The organism is Daejeonella sp. JGW-45 (assembly GCF_029360805.1).
In the GTDB taxonomy this organism is placed as follows: Bacteria; Bacteroidota; Bacteroidia; order Sphingobacteriales; family Sphingobacteriaceae; genus Daejeonella.
The window spans coordinates 63,548-85,718 of the sequence record NZ_JARKNC010000008.1; the positions used below are offsets into that span (position 1 = coordinate 63,548).

At 44.9% G+C, this 22,171-nt stretch carries 13 protein-coding genes; 4 read left to right on the top strand and 9 right to left on the bottom strand.

Annotated elements, in window-relative coordinates; all coding sequences use genetic code 11:
* Positions 1 to 4: 4 nt before the first annotated feature.
* The 5 genes from P2W76_RS09825 to P2W76_RS09845 all read right to left on the bottom strand — a co-directional run bounded on the left by P2W76_RS09825 (position 5) and on the right by P2W76_RS09845 (position 11,505).
* The gene (locus P2W76_RS09825; RefSeq protein ID WP_276347638.1) at positions 5 to 2,830 is read right to left on the bottom strand and encodes a TonB-dependent receptor; all 2,826 of its coding nucleotides are present in this window, start codon (positions 2,828 to 2,830) and stop codon (positions 5 to 7) included.
* Between the two features lie 157 nt (positions 2,831 to 2,987).
* Positions 2,988 to 3,575 carry an RNA polymerase sigma-70 factor gene (locus P2W76_RS09830; protein ID WP_276347639.1) on the bottom strand — a complete coding sequence of 196 codons (588 nt, stop codon included), beginning with the start codon at positions 3,573 to 3,575 and terminating at the stop codon, positions 2,988 to 2,990.
* An 87-nt stretch (positions 3,576 to 3,662) separates the two neighbouring features.
* Entirely contained in the window at positions 3,663 to 7,013 is a 3,351-nt protein-coding gene (locus P2W76_RS09835) for a TonB-dependent receptor (protein WP_276347640.1), read from the bottom strand.
* A gap of 181 nt (positions 7,014 to 7,194) precedes the next feature.
* Positions 7,195 to 8,340, bottom strand: a complete 1,146-nt coding sequence (locus P2W76_RS09840) for a FecR family protein (protein WP_276347641.1) — start codon at positions 8,338 to 8,340, stop codon at positions 7,195 to 7,197.
* A gap of 174 nt (positions 8,341 to 8,514) precedes the next feature.
* On the bottom strand, positions 8,515 to 11,505 hold the full coding sequence (locus P2W76_RS09845; protein ID WP_276347642.1) for a PA14 domain-containing protein: 2,991 nt from the start codon (positions 11,503 to 11,505) through the stop codon (positions 8,515 to 8,517).
* A 304-nt stretch (positions 11,506 to 11,809) separates the two neighbouring features.
* Between P2W76_RS09845 and P2W76_RS09850 the strand changes: the two genes are divergently transcribed.
* Complete coding sequence (locus P2W76_RS09850; protein ID WP_276347643.1) at positions 11,810 to 12,568, top strand: oxygenase MpaB family protein; 759 nt, start codon at positions 11,810 to 11,812, stop codon at positions 12,566 to 12,568.
* A gap of 38 nt (positions 12,569 to 12,606) precedes the next feature.
* Here the strand turns inward: P2W76_RS09850 and P2W76_RS09855 are convergent, their stop codons facing one another.
* On the bottom strand, positions 12,607 to 13,467 hold the full coding sequence (locus tag P2W76_RS09855; RefSeq protein ID WP_276347644.1) for a M23 family metallopeptidase: 861 nt from the start codon (positions 13,465 to 13,467) through the stop codon (positions 12,607 to 12,609).
* A gap of 490 nt (positions 13,468 to 13,957) precedes the next feature.
* Between P2W76_RS09855 and P2W76_RS09860 the strand changes: the two genes are divergently transcribed.
* Positions 13,958 to 14,734 carry a DUF4142 domain-containing protein gene (locus P2W76_RS09860; RefSeq protein WP_276347645.1) on the top strand — a complete coding sequence of 259 codons (777 nt, stop codon included), beginning with the start codon at positions 13,958 to 13,960 and terminating at the stop codon, positions 14,732 to 14,734.
* A gap of 1,071 nt (positions 14,735 to 15,805) precedes the next feature.
* Positions 15,806 to 17,371, top strand: a complete 1,566-nt coding sequence (locus P2W76_RS09865) for an aminotransferase class V-fold PLP-dependent enzyme (RefSeq protein ID WP_276347646.1) — start codon at positions 15,806 to 15,808, stop codon at positions 17,369 to 17,371.
* 88 nt (positions 17,372 to 17,459) lie between these two features.
* Here the strand turns inward: P2W76_RS09865 and P2W76_RS09870 are convergent, their stop codons facing one another.
* Positions 17,460 to 18,011 (bottom strand): RidA family protein, encoded by a 552-nt coding sequence (locus P2W76_RS09870; RefSeq protein ID WP_276347647.1) that lies wholly within the window; start codon positions 18,009 to 18,011, stop codon positions 17,460 to 17,462.
* Between the two features lie 169 nt (positions 18,012 to 18,180).
* Between P2W76_RS09870 and P2W76_RS09875 the strand changes: the two genes are divergently transcribed.
* Positions 18,181 to 19,098, top strand: coding sequence for a sugar phosphate isomerase/epimerase family protein (locus tag P2W76_RS09875; RefSeq protein WP_276347648.1), 918 nt, complete (start codon positions 18,181 to 18,183; stop codon positions 19,096 to 19,098).
* Between the two features lie 38 nt (positions 19,099 to 19,136).
* Here P2W76_RS09875 and P2W76_RS09880 read toward each other — a convergent pair whose 3' ends face one another.
* Both P2W76_RS09880 and P2W76_RS09885 read right to left on the bottom strand, forming a co-directional pair.
* On the bottom strand, positions 19,137 to 20,675 hold the full coding sequence (locus P2W76_RS09880; RefSeq protein ID WP_276347649.1) for a PQQ-dependent sugar dehydrogenase: 1,539 nt from the start codon (positions 20,673 to 20,675) through the stop codon (positions 19,137 to 19,139).
* A 59-nt stretch (positions 20,676 to 20,734) separates the two neighbouring features.
* Positions 20,735 to 22,159, bottom strand: coding sequence for a Gfo/Idh/MocA family oxidoreductase (locus P2W76_RS09885; protein ID WP_276347650.1), 1,425 nt, complete (start codon positions 22,157 to 22,159; stop codon positions 20,735 to 20,737).
* Between the last annotated feature and the right edge of the window lie 12 nt (positions 22,160 to 22,171).

The following is a 22,171-nucleotide window of genomic DNA, read 5'->3' on the forward strand; positions in this document are numbered from 1 at the left end:
GAGTTTAAAATTTCGCACTAAGACCAAGACTGATTGTGCGCTGAAGCGGATAACTTAGCCCATTATCCTGGATCTCAGGATCTTTCTGACTTACATCATCCCACACAAAAACATTGTTTCCATTCAGGAAGATCCGTGCACCTGTCATTTTTATCTTGCTGACAAGCTTAGCCGGGAGGGAATAACCCAACTCCAGGAACTTAAGTCTCACGAATGAGTTATCCTGCACCCAGTATGAGTTAGATACAAAGTTATTAGGATTGCTTAGTGTTAAACGCGGGTAGCCAGCAGACTGACCGGATCCCGGAACCCAGCGATCCAGATGGTGCTCTGAGGCATTACCTGTTCTGTTTGTAAACTCCCAGTAAGAAGATCCCGAGTTATAGGTGGTACTGTTTCGTGTTCCCTGGAACAGTGCATTCAGATCAAAACCTTTGAACGACACACCAAAATTAGCCCCAAAATGAACCTGCGGAAGCCTGGCATCACCGATGTCGGTCATGTCGTTCTCATCAATGATATTATCACCATTCAGATCTTTGTATTTCAAATCACCCGGCTTTTGTGTACCCAGCAAAGTTTGATTTGGGAGAGCTGAGATATTATCCTGCTCAGTAAAGAAGCGGTCAAACACATAGCCTCTCCGGGTACCGTAAGGATTACCGGTTGTGTACATCCATGGGTAAGGTCTTAATTGCTCGTTTGAATAAATAATTTCATTGTCGGCACGCGAGTAATTAAGATTGACAGAATAGCGGAAATCCTTTATCTGGTCAGTCCAGCCAGCCTGAAACTCAAATCCCTTGTTTTTAAGACGGCCGGCGGAACTATTGATGTCAGCTCCATACATGCCCGAGATAGCGTTTCGGATAAGAATATCCTTAGTGTCTTCATTAAAATAATCTGCCGAAGCGTGAAGTCTGTTCTTTAACAAAGCAATATCGATCCCAGCGTTTGCTTTGAGACTTTTTTCCCAGGTGATCGTATTGTTGGCTATCTTAAGCTCACCTATACCAATTGACGCGGCCGGTGTTGTACCAAATATACCTCCGGTACCATTTGCCTGAGAGTACGCGCCCAGATACTCAAAATACGTACCCGCAGGATTACCGGTTCTTCCGTATGAACCCCTCAGCTTCAGGAAATCAATGCCGCTGCCTTTTAAGAAGTCTTCTTCTGAAGCGATCCATCCTGCTGATACCGCAGGGAAGAATCCATAACGATCTCCTTTAGGATACTGCTCACTGCCTTCATAGGAAGCCGCGAGATCTAAAAGGTATTTATTATTAAAACGATATGACAAGCTAGCTTTAGGACCCTGGAAATTCTGCGTCAGGTTTAATGTCCGTACATTATCGATCTGATCACGGTCGTACATAACCATCGCGCTGATGTTATGCTTTCCTATTTCCCTATCATAATTCAGAGATAAGGAATGGTCAAAGATCCGGACCACCTGATCGTAACCACCGCTGGCAGCGATCGGGCTGTTCAACCCTATTTTTGTGTAGGTTGTACCATTCGGATTTAAGCTGTACACCTCAAAGTTCTTGGCGCGGCTTATCATAAACTGGGTATAGTTCGTGAATCCGAAATTTCCTTTAAGCTGGAGGCCTTTTACCAGACTTCCAAGATTGTATGTTAGCTCAGAAAAAGTAGACAGCGATGTAGTGATGTAATTCGAATATCCCCGGTAATTAAGCATCCCGTAAGGATTATTGGTATATTCATTTGTTCCGCCTAATGACCCGTCAGCATTCTTAATAGGATACGCATTTGCAGGTGTATTATATAATGGTGCAAATATTCCCTCATCATAACTCGCAGAATAAGCACCCGGAGCATTGCGCTTATCCCGTTTAGACCGCACATCTGTTAGAAGCTTGAGGTTTTTGGAAATATCGAGTTCGATATTAGCCCGCACATTGATCGCATCGATATTAGTGTTTGTGTTATACGTATTTACACTTTTATCGACATTAAATATTCCACCTTCACTCAGGTAGCTTCCCGAAAAGAAGTATTTTGCTGTTTTGCCTCCGCCGCTGATATTAAGGTTATTCCTGGTCTGCATGGAATAATCTTTCAGTAACTGGCCCGTCCAGTCAACGTTAGGGTATTTGAAAGGATCGCTGCCCGTTTGATAGGCTGAAAGAGCCGTCGCATCATATTTAACTCCCCCATTTGGGTTGTCATTCAGCATCGCCTCGTTGTAGAGCGTTGCGTAGTTGTACGAATCAAGGAATTTGGGAAGCCGGGTTGGCTGCTGGAACGAAGTCTGAGCATTGTAGTTTATCTTGATCTTTCCTTCCGTTCCCTTTTTTGTAGTGATCAGCACAATGCCATTTCTGGAATTCATGCCATACAGCACCGTTGAAGCTGCATCTTTTAGTATTGTAATGCTTTCGATATCATTAGGTTCAATCATGGCGACATCGTCCCTTCGTCCGTTTACCAGGATCAATGGACTATTAGAACCGCTGAATGAGTGATATCCCCGGATTGCAACTGTAGAACTTTCAAAGCCCGGTAAGCCATCAGTTTGGGATACAAAGAAGCCAGGCAAGCGTCCGGCAAGGGAATTAAGCCTGTTACTGCCGGGAACGGTACTCAATTGTCCGCCAAACACATGGGAAACAGCCCCTGTAACGTATCTGAACGGTCTTGAACCGTTTAACAATGGAATATCTACAGAATCACGCCGCACACTGGCAACGGAATCTCTAAACACATTTGATCTTTCCTGGGCACCGGCATCATACACCAGAACCGCGAGCAAAGAGCCCGGGATTAAGATTTTTCTGAAAAATTTAGTAAATTTTCTATTCATAGAATTTAGGTTAATAAATGAATTACTAAGCCCCCAACAGGGATATTATCTGCGACCATATTAATAAGACATCCTGGCAGGCCCCTGGTAGTAGAATTAATTACAAAAAAATAACAATGTGGTAAAGTACTACTAAAACAGAACCGCAATGAGGTTACTAAAAAGCTGAGGCGATAAGAAACACCACCATCCGGGTGAGAACGTCCAGTCGCAGTCTGATGATCTTTATTGCATAACCAATCTGCTTTTTCACCGTTTTATCGGAGATCTCAAGCTGGTTTGCTATTTCTTTATGACTAAGGTTTTGGTGGCGGCTTAACTCGAAGATATGGCGCATTTTCTGGGGCAGGTTCTGAATTTGCTTCTCCACAACCCTTAGCATTTCTTTTTCGGTGATCTGATCAAGGATAGTATTCCTGGTTTCTTCCGCGTATAATGCAAGAGAGCTCAGATAATCCTTTCGTACAGCTTTTTGATGAATAATATTGATGATCTTGTTCCTTACCGAAATATACAGGTAGCCGGAAAGGCTCGTACTTAACACAATATCTTTTCCTTTAACCCATAAATTAGCGAACAAGTCCTGAACGACATCTTTGGCATCGTCTTCCTCACCCAGCATTTTCAATGCATGCCTGTACATTACTTCCCAATACCGGTAATGGATCTCAGCAAATGCATGACGGTCATCCGACTTTAATAGGTCGAGAAGCTCGGAATCGGTATATAATTTATAGGGCCTCACTGTTAATAAGCTATTACGAATATAATAAGCTCAGATTAAAAAACAATGAAATAATTACCTTTTCAGGTATTCGGGTACGTAAACTACTTAAAAAGTCACATTCAGGCCCGCAGCGTAGAATTTATTTTGCGGCGAATATGCTCCGTTAGGTGTACCACTGTATTCAGGATCGATATGATACTTCCCTAAATGATCGAATGTAAGGAGATTGAAACCATTCAGAAACAATCTGACACTTGCCACTCTTAACTTATCTGTGACCACTTTCGGCAGTGTATAGCCTATCTCAGCGGTCTTTAAACGCAGATACTCCGCATTTAACAAATTGAATGTAGAGGCTTCCCTGGTATAAGCCGACCCTCCTATCTGCAGTGCGGGGTAGGTTGCTGTAGCCCTGGTATCCAGCCCGCGTGATGGGTCATATACCCAGCGTCCCTCCTTGTGGAAGGGCTGTACATTTGGGCCGAATTCATTGCTTATAGGCCCTGAAGGCCGGATACTCACATTTGATGCACCCTGCCAGAATGTGGAGATATCAAAGCCCTTAAAGTCCAGGCTTAAATGGAAGCCAAACATCTTCTCCGGGAGATCAGTATAGCCCGCAAAAGTCTTATCGTCCGAATTAATGATTCCATCGGCATTCAGATCCTTGAACATCAGGTCTCCCGGTATGACGAAGCCAACAGGTTTTGGAACAGCCGGGTTGCTCAGATCAGGAGTATCGTAGAACTTTCCTGTCCACACATAGCCGAACGGTGTCCCGATAGGATTGCCCTTCTGCATCTGATATTCATATTTCTGAGGAATCTCGGCAATATAGTCTACCGTATTGCGAACAAAAGTATAATTACCTCCTATACTAAAACCAAGCTGACCAAGCTTGTCACGGTAACTTAGCTCAATCTCATAACCCCGGTTGGTCACCTGGCCAATATTCAGCGCCGGAAGTTTGGAGCTAAGCAGACCAGTATAGGAAGGAATATCCATCCTGGCGGCCAGTATATTGCTCCGTTTCTCCTGAAACAGATCACCGGTAAAGCTTAAACGGCTTTTAAATAAGCGGATATCTATACCAATATTTGCCTTCCGGGCGATCTCCCACGATACCTTATCATTACCCAGGGTTCCTTCAATCAGTCCGACCTGGCCTACGGGTGAAATGCCCAGGCTGTAGTAGCTCGGATTGGTATTCGAAGTTAAAGGTGCCGGAGGGTTTGTAAATTCATATCGGTACAGATAATTATACCCTGTAATCTGATCGTTCCCGATCTCCCCATACGATCCTCTCATCTTGAGAAAGTTGAGCCATCTCACATTGTTCTTTACGAACTTCTCTTCGGAGATAACCCAGCCTAAAGCGCCCGCAGGGAACAACGCATAACGGTTTCCTTTACTGAACTGATCCGATCCATTATACCCCATGTTTCCTTCAACAAGGTATTTACCTTTGAAACCATAGGTTACACGACCTGAAACGCCCTGGAACGATCCGGGCAGCGCAATCTGGATTTCGTCTGTCGTACGTATAAAAACCACCATACCGGTGACCTGATGATTCGTTCCAAAAGTCCTGTCGTAGTTCACTGATGCTTCCATATACTGCGTTCGGCTATAATCCTGGAAAGCATTATTGATAGAATAAAGGGGGATGGTGGCGGGTCTTACCAGGGTATAAGCCTGGGTATTGGGATTATAAGACCAGATAGATGGCTGCTCATAGTTATATTTGGTAGAACCTGAACCGAATGACATCGCGTATTTACCCCGAATATAGAGACCTTTGGTGAGGAAATCCAGTTTCTGGGTTAAGGTGAAGTTCGATTCCAGGGTATTCTGCAAGCGCCTGTAAAACCCGCCTTCATACAGGTCTGAAAGTGAGTTCCAGCCCAGAACACCGTCGCCAACAGCATACGTACCGTTTGGGTTATATAGCGGACTCGTATTGGGAAGGCGGTTTACAATATCGCTCCATGCGGTAGCATTTACACGCTGGCCACTATTCTCGCCCTTGGCACCGAAGTTCAGGTCGTTTAAGCGTCCATTTATCTTGATGTCAAACTGGGTGGATGGGCTGACCGCAAAGTCAAGGTTTGACCGCAGGTTGAACCGCCGGTAATTATATCTGGTTTGCTCTGTACTCACAAACAAACCGCCGGCCTGGTTAAACTCCCCGGAAATATAATACACCACCTTGTCTGTCCCCCCGGAAACGTTAGCCACATGCTGCTGCTCTATAGAATAGTCTTTTGTAAGGACTTCACGCCAGTTTACATCCGGGTGAGTAAACGGTTGTTCGCCGGTACGGTAATACTTCAGATCCTGCGCAGTATATCGTTCCGGCTGACCAATATTTCTCTGCGCTTCATTGTACAGGCTTGCATAATCAAACGATCCCAGGAACCTGGGAAAGGCAAGTGGCTGAAGCATCCTGACCTGGCTGGTGGCTTTGATCTTCGGTGCACCGACAGTTCCCCGCCGGGTAGTGATCAGTACCACTCCATTGGCTCCCCGAACACCGTACACTGCTGTCGCCGACGCATCCTTTAACACGCTGAATTGCTCAATATCCTCCGGATTGATCCTGGAAAAGGAACCCTCCACCCCATCCACCAGCACCAAAGGCTGCTGCCCGTTGGTAGTAGCTTTACCACGGATAAAAAACTGTGCATCATCTAAGGTTCCGTTTGAAAACCGGTTCTGGGTACCGCCAATCGCACCATCCATATTCCGGGTAATCAGGCCGGGAATACGCCCGCCGATCGCGTTAGTCAAATTTGAAGGAGCAGCTTGTCTTAGCTTCTCCATATCAAAATTTGAAACCGATCCGACGAGACTTTCTCTCCGCTGGGTACCATAACCAACCATTATGACTATTTCCCCTAAAGACTCCGGATGTTCTGAAAGTGTTACCGCGAGCTCTGAATCTCCGTTCACCTTAACCTGCTCATTTTTATATCCCACAAAGGAAACTGTAAGCATCGATCCATCTCCCGGCACCGTTATTCTAAACCGGCCGTCCGCATCTGAAATAACTCCCGAATTCGTCCCCTCAACACGGATTGTAGATCCCTGCAAGGGTATTCCCTGCTGATCGGTAATCCTTCCCTGAACAATTAATAACGAATCAGCGTTATCCTTAGAACCGGCAATATCTTCCCTTCGAAGGAGAATGTTGTTTTCAACGATCTTATAACTGTAGGGAAGGTTTTTTAAACACTCGTTTAATATTCTCTCGATGGGGGCGTTTCTCAAATTAACGCTTACCCGGCTGCCGGCGAGATCCTTATCGGTGTATAGAAATACATAGCCGGTTTGTTTTTCAATAAGCTGCAAAACATCCCCCAGAGCAGCATTTTTCCGATTGAGCGTAATCTGACCAAATGCTTGCACCGTAATTACCAGAAAAGCTATAAGTATCAAAAGCCTTTTTAGTTTCATGATCAAAATAAATTTTGATAACCCGGATATAAGACACGTACAGAACGAAACTGACCTACTTCTATTCCTCAGTGAAATATCTTTATTCAAAAATGCACCAGTTTTGCGACTGTGATACAAACTTAATTATATCCGCGAAAAACACCGACGAAATAAAATAGGGAATAAGATACCTGCCGAACTAAAGTACGATAATTTTTATCCTTTCTGAAGAGGATGATGGTTCTTCCAGACGGAAGTTCACCTTAAAATAGCTAAGGATATCAAGCAATTTAGATGCATTTACATTTCTGTACATTTTACCAGAGAAAACAGTTTCAGGTGTGTCGCCCGCATATTCGACTTCGACATCATACCACCTCGACAACTGCCGCATAACAGATTTAATATCCGTATTTCTAAAATAAAAATATCCGTTCTTCCAGGCAACGGCTTGCTCGACATCCGTCTGATTAACAGAAATATTTTTAGCATGCATTTCGGCCTGTTCTCCGGGTTTAACCAAAGCTGAAGATCTTCCTGAAGATACCCGAATGCTACCCTCGAGCAAGGTAGCTTTTACCGATGCTTCGTCATCATATGCCATCAGGTTAAAGTGAGTACCGAGTACACTCACCTCCATGCCATTGGCTGATACTTTGAAGGGCCGGCCAGGATTCTTAGCTACCTCAAAATAAGCTTCTCCAGTGAGTGTAACACTACGATGTTCGTCAGAAAATGTGGTCGGAAAATAGATGGAGGAGGCTGAATTGAGCCATACTTTGCTTCCATCAGGAAGAATCACCTGGTACTCGCCGCCACGGGGCGTCGAGATGGTATTGTAGCCCTGTTCTGGCGCGCTTTGCAAAGCCCCGGATGCATCGTAAATAATTTGCCCATCTGAAGACTTACTTATCGTAATGTTTCCCTGCACGGCCAGCCTTCCATTTGAAATATCATCCAGAATTATTCTTGATCCGTCTGAAAGCGTGAGTACGGCCTTTTTACCGCCGGGAAGAAGGTCTGATACTCTGTCAACCTTTTGAACTACAGATTCTTCCGGCAGTCTTAAAAAATATGCGCCAAACCCGATAAATAATAAAACTGCGGCTGCCGAAGCAAGTTTTACATACAATCGAAACTTACTTCTCTCTGGGGGCAGTCCTGCTTTTTTAAGAGTGCCTAACCAGATTTCATCCTCGTACCGGCTTAAGTCATCGTCCGCTCTATCTGAATCCGGTTCATCAGACTCTTTGAGGTACCATCTTTCAACAAGTATCCTTTCTTCCGGTGTACATTGATTATTAGCATAACGCTTCAGCAAGTCTTGCGCTTCGTCTTTATTCATTTATTCTTCCGTACATGGATACTCTCTAATAACAGTTGAAATCTTCACCGGTAGTAGATTATGTTTAATTTATTTCGAAGTTTATTTGTCTCCTGATTTTTTTAATATGCTGAAATCTGCCATCACAAACTGCCCTACAGTATTTAAAACTGCGACAAAAATAGAAAAAAAGACTTAATTAGCAGGTATACTGTTCATCGAATACCATGCCTCGGTACTCCACAAGCTACGGTCCGTTGTACTTTTAATCGTCTTATAGTTTAGCCGAACATAAACTACATGTTTCGCTTTCATTTCATTCAGTTCCAGGAATACCTTCTTCCTGTCGGGTGAAAGCTTAACCTCTTGTATGGAAAGATTCTCCTCGTCCATTTTAGGGCCGCCGTATTCTGCTGTAGGCTTAAACCACCATTGCCTGATCCTGTAATCTGAAGCCTGAGTGCCAACCCCCTCTTTTAATGGTTCCGTAAACTCTATTTCGATTCCATTAGGGCGTGCTTTTACGGATAACATTTCGAAAGCCGGCTTATCATTATAGGTGAGCTTTTGCAGGCCGTACGTAAGCTTTCCATACTGCAACCAGCTTCCTCTCATACCGACTCCTCCGGCATAGAGCGCACCATCAGGGCCCCAGACCAGTCTGTTTATCCCAGCTTCAAGACCCTGGGTAAACCTGAATGAAGCACCCTGATATTCGCCGTTAACTTTCTCAACAAACATGCGCTTTATACCGCCGTGCGTAATATCGCCATGCAGCATCTGATTTTTATAGGGTCCTTTGTCAAGCCTCACTGGCTGGCTTGGCGACCGCCCGATCTCATCCTGAGTTAAGTACACAACCGGAAGAGCCTCCTTCGCATTCTCAGTCCCCTTATAATCTACCGAGCGCGACCCGTACCAGGATCCCTGTTTCAAATGCACGATTTTGTTGGCCGGCAACCAATCCCCCTGATTGTCCGCGATGAACATTTCATCGTCTGTACCAATACCGATACCGTTGGGCGTTCTTAGTCCGCTTGCCACAAAACTATAAGAGCCATCGGCCTTAGAAATCTTAATAACCTTTCCGCGATCTGGGAGCTGAGGCTGTGAGCTGGCACCACCGGGATCTATAGCCGTTGCCAGCGTCCCATAGAAGTAGCCATCCCGGTACAGCAATCCAAAAGCGAATTCATGGAAGTTTGAAGACACCTTCCAGCCATTAGACACGGTTCGGTATTCGTCAATAATGTCGTCCTTATTCACGTCAACAAGTTTGGTTAGCTCCTGTTTCTGCATAACGTATATCTCGTTGTCCACAACTTTTAGCCCTAATGGTTCTGCCAGTCCGAAAGCGATCCGCTTAACCCTGATCGCTTCAGGATCATTACCCTGAACGCCATACAATATATAAACAGCACCAACGGAGTCCCATGTACTTACCACCAGGCGGCCATCAGGCAAGAAATCCATTCCCCCTACCCGAGGCTGAAAGCCAGATGGCCGGGCCTGCGACAGGATGAAGGAAGGATGAACTGATTCGAGCGGAAACGTATCTCCCGGAATAACCAAGCTTTCCAAAGGGATGATCTTGTTCTGAGTCCTCCTGATATCATTGTCGGTAAATGTAAATAGTTCAGGCGGCACCACTTCAAATTCCTTCTTTCCATAAGGTATCCACTGAAGGGACACCGCTTTATTATAGGTACCATGGAAATATTCAATCCTGAACGGATGTTTCCCCTCATTGAGCACGGTCTCACTTTCCATCCCGCGAAGATTGTGAGGACCGTCATTATTGATAAGCAGTTTATCATCAATAAATATTCTGGAACCTCCATCGCTTACAAGCCGGAAAACCGCTTTAGTCATTTTGGGAATGTTGATAGTTCCGCTGGCCTGGATGAGGAAATTGTTAGTAACAGGTCCGAAATCCTTTGGGCCGAGATGGAGCGCGTTGATGCTGCCCGACAAATAAGGCAACATGTCTTTGCTAATGTCGGGCATACTGAGAACCCGGCCGTTAAACTGATAAACATTAAGCGCCATACCGGGCTGCTCCGCCTTGACAGCAGTTTGAGATGCAGGGCTTAACTTCAGATCGATCTTGTAGGACGGAACAGGCATCAACTGTCCGGTTACACGCGTTCCCTCTTCTTTTACGTCCAGGCTCATGATGTATGACACGATAGACACCACATCTTCCCGCGGAAGATTCTGATGGGGTGTCATAGGTATCGTACCCCAGTTACCGCTGCCGCCTTTTATCACCTTATCAAATAGCATTTCCCTGTTCTCGGGAGTATTAGGATACTGTTCTGCGATGGCCATATACGACGGCCCTACCGACTTAGAATCCTTATTATGACAGGTTGCACAGTCGGTTTTATCAACCAATGCAAGTATCTGCTCTTCTTTGCTGAGAAATGGCTTTTCAGCGACCACCGCTTTAGGCTTTGGAGAAAACCGGGAATAAAACGCTGTTGGCTTGTTGCTGTTTAATAACAATGTTCCTTTGAGCGACAGATACTCCTTTTCCTCAATCTGCTCTGCAGATCTCTTTTCTAAAACAAACTGTCCATCTGTAACAAGATCCTTGTCGGATATCAGTGATGACACCTGAGCTTTCAATGCAATCTGCATACCCGTCGGAACATTAACGGTTTTAAATCGTCTTTCAAACCCTACCTTATCGCTGCCTCCCTGAACAAACTCGGGGTGCTCTTCGACAATCATTGTCCTCCCATTGTAGGCAAGCTCATATTTGAGAGATATTTGGTTGTTAACGATGGTATGCCCCTTATAAGAAACTTCTGGTACGATCTCCTTCCTATTAACGATCAGCCTCCATGGATTGTCTTCAGGTTCTGCCATATAGGTTATACCCCGGCTTGTTGGCAATACGGTGTGAGTTGCCGTATACACCGAACCCTCGAAGTTAATCCCGCCAGCCCAGGCTTTATACAATGACCCCGTTTTTGTGCTGTAGGCTACCCAGAGATCCTGATGAAGTGCAATACTTAACATCCGGGGCTTCATATCAAGAACAGAGCGTGCAGCCCATACGTCTACTGGGCGGGAGACGGTAGATCCGGCAGCAGCAGTGCTTTTATTCTGAGAAAATACGGTAACGGAAAGGGCAAATAATATTCCTGTGAAAAGGAAATTTGAAAATCTAAAACTCATATAAATAACATGACATTCGGTACAATAGTTTAAATCTCTGACGAGATACTTATTAGATGACAGCCGATACAGGCGCTGGTAGTAGTATGCCGCTGTTTTTTCTTTATAATTCTTTATAATGTTTCCTTATGATCATAATTATCCAGATCAGTTCCTCTGCCTTAGTGTGCATTTTAATACTTGTATATCCCGAATGCTATCCTTTACTTTGCATTTCAAAGTTCTTTAAACATACGTCACTGAACGGTGGATAATTAAACTGTCTCTCCGGCTGCTGGTGATTGAGATATTTACATCTATTCAAATGAACTATTTTGTTAAACCCGGCTCTGTGGTAAGGCAGATCTGGGGAAACCCCGACACCATACTTTTCATCTTTGCCGGTGCTTCGGCGGAGTTTGCCCTTAATAAAGCCGTTGACTGGTTATATTTCACCGGTAAGCTTCCTGCCGACCCTATAGGCAGGCTGTTTTCAACTGTAGAATATGCCCGAAAAATAGTCTTTTCGGAGCAACAGAACGCATTAAACGCCGTTGACCAGATAACGGCTATACATAAAAAGGTAGAAGCAAATCGCGGCATGTCCATCCCGGAGTGGGCTTACCGCGATGTGCTATACATGCTGATTGATTATTCGATGCGGTCGTTCGAGCTCTTAGAAAGAAAGCTGACAGCAGACGAAAGGGAAGAACTTTTCATGGTTTTCAATGCTGTGGGATTACGGATGGGTATTACCGGCCTGCCCGGTAATTATGAAGAATGGCAAGGAAGCAGAACATATCATCTGACCAGGGATCTTGCATGCACTGAATTTACTCAAGACTTGTACAAACAATACCGCAAACATCTTGGCGCGGTGCGTTACGCACTATTAAAGCAAGTCCAGATCCTCCTGGTGCCGCAAGAGGTCGCTAAGCTGCTTCCTTTTAATAGCTTACGCATTTTGGATCCGCTGATTGGAGCTTACAAAATATTCCGGTTCCTTAGTCTGGATGATATAATGAAGAAGATCATCCTACCTGAAAAGTATAAAGATCAGATCCTGGCCTTGAAGGCCAATTGATGCACCTGCATTTACAGCTGAACCCCCCGGAGACCGTCTTACTTTCTACCGGAACCAGCGGCAGTCATATTCTGCTCCGGTTGCATCCTGCTATAGACAGGTTTATTCCATTCGAAATTAATCCATTTCTTATCCTTCGAATCAAAGCTTGGCTGGACAACTTCAAAGTGAAGATGAGCGCCGGTACTATAACCGGTATTACCGGACAACGCTATGAGCTGACCGGTTTTTACTGTGTCACCCTCCCTTACCAGCGAACCGTTCTTGCTTAGATGTACATAGTTGGCAATAGTGCCATCTGAATGGAGGATAGATATTACATTTGCCTTATTTACTAACTCCGGCCGGGCGCCACCGGCATCAAATTCTGTGTCAACGAAAGCTACTACCCCATCACGTGCGGCAGTTACCGGGCTTCCCACTGGCATCGCAAAGTCGTAAGCGACGCTGTTCTGGTGACTAAATTGACCGCCAGGGCCTTGAGAAAGTGGATAAGAACTTTGGTCTTTAAAGGGATAAGCATATAGAAAATGCTTGTCAGGCGTTTTTGTTACGTCGCCGAGGACAATTTTCCAACGATAGTCGCACCGATACTCTTCGTCAGGGTCAACTTTTTTAAACCGGGCAACGATCTGGCCCGTTATCCGTGGTTGCAAAACCTCGGATAATTCTGAAATCGCCAGGCCTTGCAAGTTCGATAAGTCGAGAAACAGGTTGAGGCTTAAAGGAATAGCGAAGTGGTTATCAGCTTTTAACAGCAGGGAATCACCCGAAATTTCTTCCGTGTAAAGCCTGGTACGCTCATTAATACGATAATTTTGGCTATATCCGCTGGTTACGGACAGAAGGATGAGCACATAAATATACAGCGCTCTCCGGCAAATAAGTATTCTAAACAATTTATATTCCCCTGAAAACAGTTTTATTCCTCAGTTAACAATACCTATACGTGAAAATATAAAAGATATTTCACATCAGAAACTTTGTTACATTTTTTTGATAATTCGGAAGCCGGGTAACTTCTAACCACCGAGGGCGCAAAGTTTTACGCAGAGGGTGCAGGGGGCTCTTCCCCGATTTAGTCGGGGACCTCCCGTAGACGCGGTGAAACCCGCGTCCTCTGCACATTTGTAAGTAGCAGAAAGCATCCACCACAGCTGTAATTTCGCTGGGTGGGTCATTGCAAGCATTATTTCAGAGTCGGCACCGGCGGCTGGGGGCCGCGTGCCATAAACGAGATCCCCGACCCAGTCGGGGAAGAGCCCGTCAACTTCCCCCACATTCTTATTAACCTCGCCATAGCCCAACTTTTCTAAAAAAATGAAAACTCATCCTGATAACTATTGTTTTTTCAATAAACGTCTTCAGTGTAAACTAATTTAAAAGACTATGAAAAAGTTAATAATTCTATTAGCCATGTGTACAGGAGGTTACACAATGGCGCAGGACATCATTACAACTTCCACTGTGGTGGAAAATGATGACGTTCGTTTCATCAAAAAAGCTGCAATGACCAACATGAAGGAAATTAACGCCGGGAAAATGGCCCGGGAAAAAGCGGTCGACCCACGAGTAAGGTCCTTTGGAGAAATGATGGTAACAACCCACACCAATTCTTCTGCAGAATTAAAAACCATCGCAGATAAAAAAAATATTATACTGCCTATGAGTAATGCAGGAGCCTCATCGACAGTCTATATGGGTACGACAGGGCGAAATACGTATCAGGGAACCATTTCTGCCAGAAGTTTAAGAGGCACCGCTCATATGAAACTATCGAAGGCACAAACTACACCTTCGAGAAAATACTATAACGGTACCCCGACCTACTGGACCGACAAGGATGTTAACGTCGCTGTCGGCACCAGTACAACAACGCAGGACATGGACACCGGCACATCTTATGACGCGACCCTGATCGACCTGGAAAATGAAAACAATGATAAACTAAACAGGCTGAGCCAGAAAAGCGGTGCTGAATTCGATCATGAATATATGGATATGATGGAAGATGATCATGAAAAAACTGTTGATCTTTATGAAGATGCAGCAGGAAGCAGCGACGTTGATATAAGCTCCTTTGCCACTAAAATGCTGCCTACATTGAGACAACATCGTGAGGAGGCTAAAAATATAAAGAGGGCCATAGACCCAGGAATTTTATAGTTAGTTTTAGCATAAAAAAAAAGATCCCGGGTCGTTTTCATGATCCGGGATCTTTTTTTGCCCTTCGCAGCCTCCCCTCCCTTGGATCAGAATCCGATATTCAGAAATCGATAATGGCATAGCCATAGATCAGAAAGGGTTTTCATCTGGAGCCAGAATGGCGGATTTATTTCACAGGAAATGATTCTGTTGTTGATGACAGGGAACAACTTCCACTTGGTATCCCTTGAGTTAATCATAGCTCAGCAAAAGAAACTGAAACGAGTAAAAACCATGATAACCAAACTGAAAATTTCAACGATCCGCATCCAGCCTTAGTGTATTAAACCGTTTATAAGACACTAAATTTACAGCAATTATATTACAGGAATTCTCGGGCTATAATGCCCGGATATCATAGTTTGCTGAACGAAAAATAAGGAAAACCGTGAATTCAAAAAATTTACACTGACAGCGTTTTTATACTAAAAAAGAAAATAGTCTAAAAAAGGCCTTTTGTTTAGGTCTTCTTTGTATCTTCTTTAGGTAAAAGTGCATTTTTGGCTACTTCAGCCAAACAATACCTAAACAAGACCACTACCAGAACACTAGAAGGCCCTTTGGAAGTGTTTTAAAACAAAAATTTCTTCCAATTTGATGAAAGCCCGCAAGGACACGGCCAGTGAATTATGGCTACGAAGCAAAACAAGCCTCTCTAAGAGATTTAATACTGTTCCATGGAGAAAGGAAAGGCTCAGGACATAAACGGCCCTCAAAACAGATTATTTGAATACGGCTACCGGACCGGATGCCGATTTTCGCATTTTTTGAATTTGGTGCGGTAACACGGACGTGTATTTTAGCCCAAACAATGTTAATATCAACCATTTAGATGGCTTTGACTTAGTGTATTTTAGCCGAAATCGTATCCCGTAATGTACAGCCTTTCTGGCCGTTGAACATTACAGACAACTACTTTGTATTAAGCTACCATCCGGTAACATTAGTCTGCCAATCTAAAATGTTATAGTCACTTCTTTTGTGTTTAAAAATAAACCCTCATATTTAACCGTCCTGAATACAATAATTTTTATGAAAAGAAGAGATGTTATCAAAGGCCTTGCTATACTTCCTGTTTCCGGAGCTGTAGCCGGCACACTAGATTCAAATACACTTTCACCCACGCAGAAGGTAAAGTTAAAAAGCGTATATGAGCCCATTGGAGTCAGGCCGCTGATAAATGCACGCGGCACTGTTACTGTTATAGGTGCGAGTAAAGTATTACCGGAAGTACGCGATGCGATGGACGCCGCAATTGATGAATATGTACAGATTGACGAGCTAATGGACGGTGTGGGAAAAAGACTGGGCGAATTAATGGGTACCGAATCGGGCTGCGTTACTGCGGGCGCTTCTGCAGCTATAACGGCGGGAACAGCGGGTTGCGTTACAGGTGGTGATCCGGATAAGATATGGATGATCCCTAATATCGCCGGCATGAAAGATGAAGTGGTGGTTCCCTCATATTCGCGCTCAGCATATGACGCTGCATGTAAAGCTGTGGGAGTCCGCATGGTGCAGGTTGCCAACCTGGAGGAACTGAAAGCAGCACTGGGGCCACGTACTGCCATGGTTTATCTGCTGGCAGGCGGGGGGTCAGAAAGAGGCCCCCTATCACTAAAAGTTATTTCGGAGCATACTAAGCCGCTTGGCATTCCTATTTTAATTGATGCTGCCGCAGAGGGACCGGAAAACCCTAACCCACATATTCAGCAAGGTGCCGACCTCGTTGCCTACAGCGGAGGTAAATATCTTAACGGACCCCAGTGTGCTGGTTTGCTCGTAGGCCGTAAGGATCTTGTTATGGCGTCCAGAATGAATACAGGACCTCATCACGGTTTTGGCCGGGGTTTCAAGGTAGGCCGTGAAGAAATCATCGGTATGCTTACAGCCGTCGAAATGTGGTTTAAACGTGATCATGTGGCTGAACGCAAGAAATGGACTGCCCGCCTGGAAAGTATATCTGCCCGGTTAAAGTCAATTGAGGGCGTTACAACAAACATCAGGCAGCCTGCGGGCCGGTCGAATCCTAGCCCGGCCTTGTCGGTTTCCTGGGACCAGGCGAAGATCCCTTACATCGGCCAGGAAGTTGAAGACCTTCTCTGGAATGGCACACCCCGCATCTCGGTAGGTGCAGCGGGAAGTTACTTTCAGCCCAATCAGAGGCCTGGCATCTCGGTAAACTCCTCGCAGCTCAGCGACGGCGAAGAAAAGATAGTGGCAGACCGGATTTTCGAGATACTTTCAAAGCCTGCCAACCTATCCAGACCAAACGGGGCACCCGCGGCAAACCTAAGCGGACAGTGGGATGTCGAAACGAAATATTACGCGGCTACTGTTAGCCAGACGTTCATGATCGAGCAAAAAGGCAATGATCTGAAAGGAACATACATAGGCCATATAGGCCCCCGCGACCTTACAGGAACCATTCATGGTAACGATATTTATATCAGAAGCACCTATGGTGTTGATGGCGCACGTGTACATTCTTTCTTTACAGGAAAGCTTTCAGGCGACACTATGGAAGGGCATTTAAGTGTGGGAGAATATGGAGAGGGTACGTGGAAGGCTAAGAGGCATGTGTTTAAGATGTCATAATGAAACTGAAAGCTGAAAGCTGAAATTGTTGAGACATACCCGGTTTCAGTTTTCAGTTTTCAGTTTTCAGCTTTCAACTTTCAACTCCCTAATAAAGTTCCACAATCATCTCGATCTCAACTGCAATATTTCCAGGCAACGCGTTAGTACCAATAGCAGAGCGTGCGTGCCTGCCTTTCTCTCCGAAAATCTGAACGATCATATCAGAGAATGCATTCATTACCTGTGGTTGTTGCGAAAACTCTGGTGTACAGTTTACAAGTCCTAAAACTTTAACGACACGTTTAATTTTGCTGAGGTCACCTATCTCCGCTTTTAAGCTGGAAAGCAATGCAATTCCAGTTAATCTGGCAGCTTCCTGACCTTGGGCGATTGTAAGGTCTCCCCCTACTTTCCCCACGATCTGCCCTCCACCTGGTTTATCAGGACCGTGACCTGACGTGAAGACTATCTTTTTCCCCAGCCTCACAGTTTTGATTATGCTTGCTGTGGAAGGTGCTACTGGCGACAAAGTAATATTCAACTCTTTCAGCTTAGCATCAACACTGCCAGCTTTAGGTTTTTGAGCTTGTGCTGAAGTTACTGATGCACAAACGATTACAAACAAAGGAATTAATAAGGATAAAATGTATTTTTTCATAATTTTCAATTTATTTATGTCCTCTAAAGTTAATTTTTTTCGTTCGGAATACAAGTAAAAAGACGGTGACCGTTAGCGCATCAAGCTCTGATCAAAATGAATTTTCATTTCATTACAGACTTATCAAATGCTTTTATCAATTTTATAAAGATTTACATTTCCAGAGCATATGTCTTACACCAGAAAAGAATTCCTTCAAAACTCTGCTATTTTAGCAGCGGCAGCAATGGTAAGTTCCTCATTCATTATACTAAAGGAAAAACCCCGCCTTTCGTTCTCAACTATCGCATGTCCGGATTGGACACTCAGGCAGGCAATCGATGCAGCTGTACTGCACGGTTATACCGGCCTGGAGATACGTGGAATAAATCGCGAGATGGATCTGACTAAAGCACCAGAATTCGTTACACCAGAAAGCCGGAAAGCTACCCTTGCCTTAATGAAAGAAAAGGGATTGAAGTTTATTAATCTTGGCGCTTCGACTGCTTTACACATGCCTGAGGGCCCGGTGAGAGAAAAGCACATGAAAGAGGCGAAATCTTTTATTGACCTGGCACAACAGATAAATTGCCCCTATGTAAGGGTATTTCCTAATGATTTTCCTAAAAATCAAGATAGGAATAAGACGATAGAATATGTATCCAGCGGTTTACTGGAGCTGGGCCAATACGCCAAAGACAGGAAGGTTACTGTGCTGCTGGAAACGCATGGCGCATTCTCACATTCGGATGATATTTTAAAAACTATGACGGCAGCAGAGCATCCAAATATTGGGCTGATCTGGGATATTTCAAACATGTGGACTAAAACCAAGGAATCTCCGTCAGTGGTTTACCAGACTCTTAAGAAGTATATCCGTCATACCCATATTAAAGACGCTAAGCTGCTTCCTGGCGATAAGTTACAGTACGTATTTATTGGGAAAGGTGATGTCCCTATTTTCGAAGCGATAGACATCCTGGCAAAGGATGGCTACAAAGGCTATTATAGCTTTGAATGGGAGAAACTATGGCATCCTGAGATCGCAGAGCCTGAGTTAGCCTTAGCGGATTACACCAAAGCGATGAAGGAACATTTTAAAATCTAGTAATAAAACATAATCATCTCACTGCTTAAGCTTTTATCTTATTTTTTAACGGGCAGGACCCTTACAATCAGCCCTGTATCTTCGGTTAATGCATATAAAAACCCGTCGGGTGCTACCTTAACATCCCGAACGCGGCCGATATTCTCCAGGAGCGTCTCATCGTGGCTAAAGATATCGTCTTTAAATACAGCGCGGTGCAGCAGCTTCACCGCAAGGCCTGCAGTAAATATATTACCTTTCCATTCGGGATAACGGTCACTATACAGGATCTCCAGATCACCAGGAGCCACGGCATAGTGGTGCAGCGGTGCTTGTATCCCCTCTTTGAAGGGACTTTCTGAAATGATTGCGCCGGTGTATTCCAGGCTGAATGAGACTATAGGCCAGCCATAATTAGTGCCCGGCTTAATCTCATTGATCTCATCACCCCCCAGTTCGCCGAATTCGGTAGAAAAGATACGGCCTGTTTTAGCGTCGTTTACTAAACCCTCGTGTACCCGGTGCCCATAGCTGAATATTTCCGGAAGAGCATTCGCCCGACCTACAAAAGGATTGTCGGGTGGAATAGTTCCATCATCTTTAAATCGCATTGTTTTCCCATCCTGTTTTGTCAGATCCTGTGCATTTTTTCGATCACTCTTAATTGGAACTGTAAAATACATGTATCCTTTTTTGTCAAAGAGGATCTTGTTCCCGTACCATTCACCGTCGCCCCGGAAGGGTCCGGCACGATATAATGTCGCTGTATCGGTCAGTTTGTTGCCATCGAGCCGGCCGCGCACGAGGAGCGCGTACCCCGATCCGCCTCTTGCAAGCGGATCAATATAATAAGACAAATAGACCTGTTTGTTCTTTGCGAAGTCGGGATGCAACTTAATATCCCGCAGGCCGCCTTCGGGCATATTTTCAATTGTGCCGGCAGGCTTGCCACCCTCTATCTTTACAAGCTTTCCATCACGCTGGGCGACCAATACACGGCCATCGGGAAGAAACGCCATACTCCATGGACGCGTTAAGCCAGCTACCACCGTATCTGCCATATAATGCAGTGCTTCCGAACGGAACACATTACTCACCTTCTTCGGCAGTGGAAAATAATTCCCCCCGTTCATTGCGTTAAGCCTGTAACCTGCGATATTTTGGACCAGGTTGGGATTCTCGCCCGAGCCCTTTTTAACGAACTGTCTCACATAGGCTATTAATTGCCAGCGTTGCAGGTCGGAAAAAACCGCCTTATACGAAGGCATAGACTTCCCCCGGCCATTAGTCAATTTCCAGAATAAGGCGCCATCCGTTTGATCGACAACCCGCTTGCTGTGGAAGTTTGCAGGCGGCGGAGTAAACTTACCCGGCGAACCGTCCCCCAAGCCGCTTTTACCGTGACAGGATATGCAATAAACATTAAACAACTTTTCGCCTTCACGAATGTTCTGGGGACTAAAGGAAATCGGGCTTTTAATGGTATCAGCCTCTGCCGGTGCTTTCCAGGCATCCTGGATGCTTGTTGTGGTTCTGAACGACAGGAAAGCTACAGCACCTAAACCGAATGCAACAAAAACGAGTATTTTCTTATTCATATTAAATTCCATACCAAATGGCGAAGATATACCGCTTCGCCGCGATAATTTAGTTGCGGCTAAATCTTCACCTGGGTAGTTCCTCCTTTTTTCAGATCAATGTCGACCGGAGCATTGGATCTCCATGCGCCAGCTGTAAAATCGGGGACGTCAATAGAATTAGAGCGATTATTTACGGACCACTCGCTCAAAGGAAAAACAACACTCCATGTCGCCGCATCATATACATCCTGGTCCAGTGGTAAACCATTACGCAGGCAATCTATTATACGCCAGTCCATCAGGAAATCCATTCCGCCATGCCCGCCAACCTTTTTTGCAAGTTCACCAACTTTGTTAACTATTGGCGGAGAGTACTTCTCTTCCAATTGTTTAAATTCAGCAGCAGAAAGCCATCCTGCGTGGCTGTTCGAAATACGGCCAGGCTCAGGGTATTTTTGCGCTGTACCGGCCGTGCCACTTATCAGATGAAGACGGGAATAAGGACGTGGAGAGGTCACATCGTGCTGTATCATGATAGTACGGCCCCTGTTAGTACGGATCGTCGTGGTATTCATATTACCATTGAAGGTATCTTTAGCAAATTGCTTGTAAAAATCATCCGTAGATGCCAGTTTTTTGGCATGCTCAGCCATCTGAAAATCGTTGCTTTGCATAGACACCAGGTAATCAAGTTTATCACCGCGGTTGATACCCATCACCTGGCATACAGGCCCCAGGCCGTGGGTCGGATAAAGACTGCCTCGCCTGGTAATATTTTCCTTTAGCCGCCACATACCCTGATAACCTGTTTTGCTGAAATTAAGGTCAAGCAGATTATGAATGTAAGCTCCTTCCGCGTGGACAAGCTCGCCAAAATATCCCTGACGTGCCATGTTCAACGTTAGCAGCTCGAAAAAGTCATAACAAGTATTTTCAAGCATCATACAATGCTTTTTTGTCCGCTCAGAGGTTTCAACCATCTGCCAGCACTCTTCAACAGTGACTGCTGCGGGCACTTCTATGAATACATGCTTTCCCATTTCCATAGCGTACAAAGCCATCGGGACGTGCAAGTGCCAGGGTGTGGCGATGTATATAATATCCACATCTTTCCGGTCGCATAGTCTTTTCCATTCATCGGGGCCGCCTGAATAAAGTGTTGGCTTATGACCAAGGCTTTCAACTTTCTTCTGGACTTTAACAACATTTTCTGCTATTAAATCCGACAATCCGACTATCTGAACCCCCTCACACTTCGTCAGGTTCATGACATGACCAGGACCCCTCGAACCAAGACCGATAAATCCGGCTCTTATTGTTTCGAGCTTCGGAGCTCCATATCCGCTCATGTTAAATTGTTGAATATGTGGCCGGCCTGCATAAGGTTTGGTAAACAAGTCGTTTCCCCTTTCACCTGCGAATCCATTCAGAATCCCGCCACCGGCTATACCGAGCCCTGCTAAGCTGCTTGCTTTCAGAAAATCCCTGCGATTATTTTTCATGTTATAATAAGT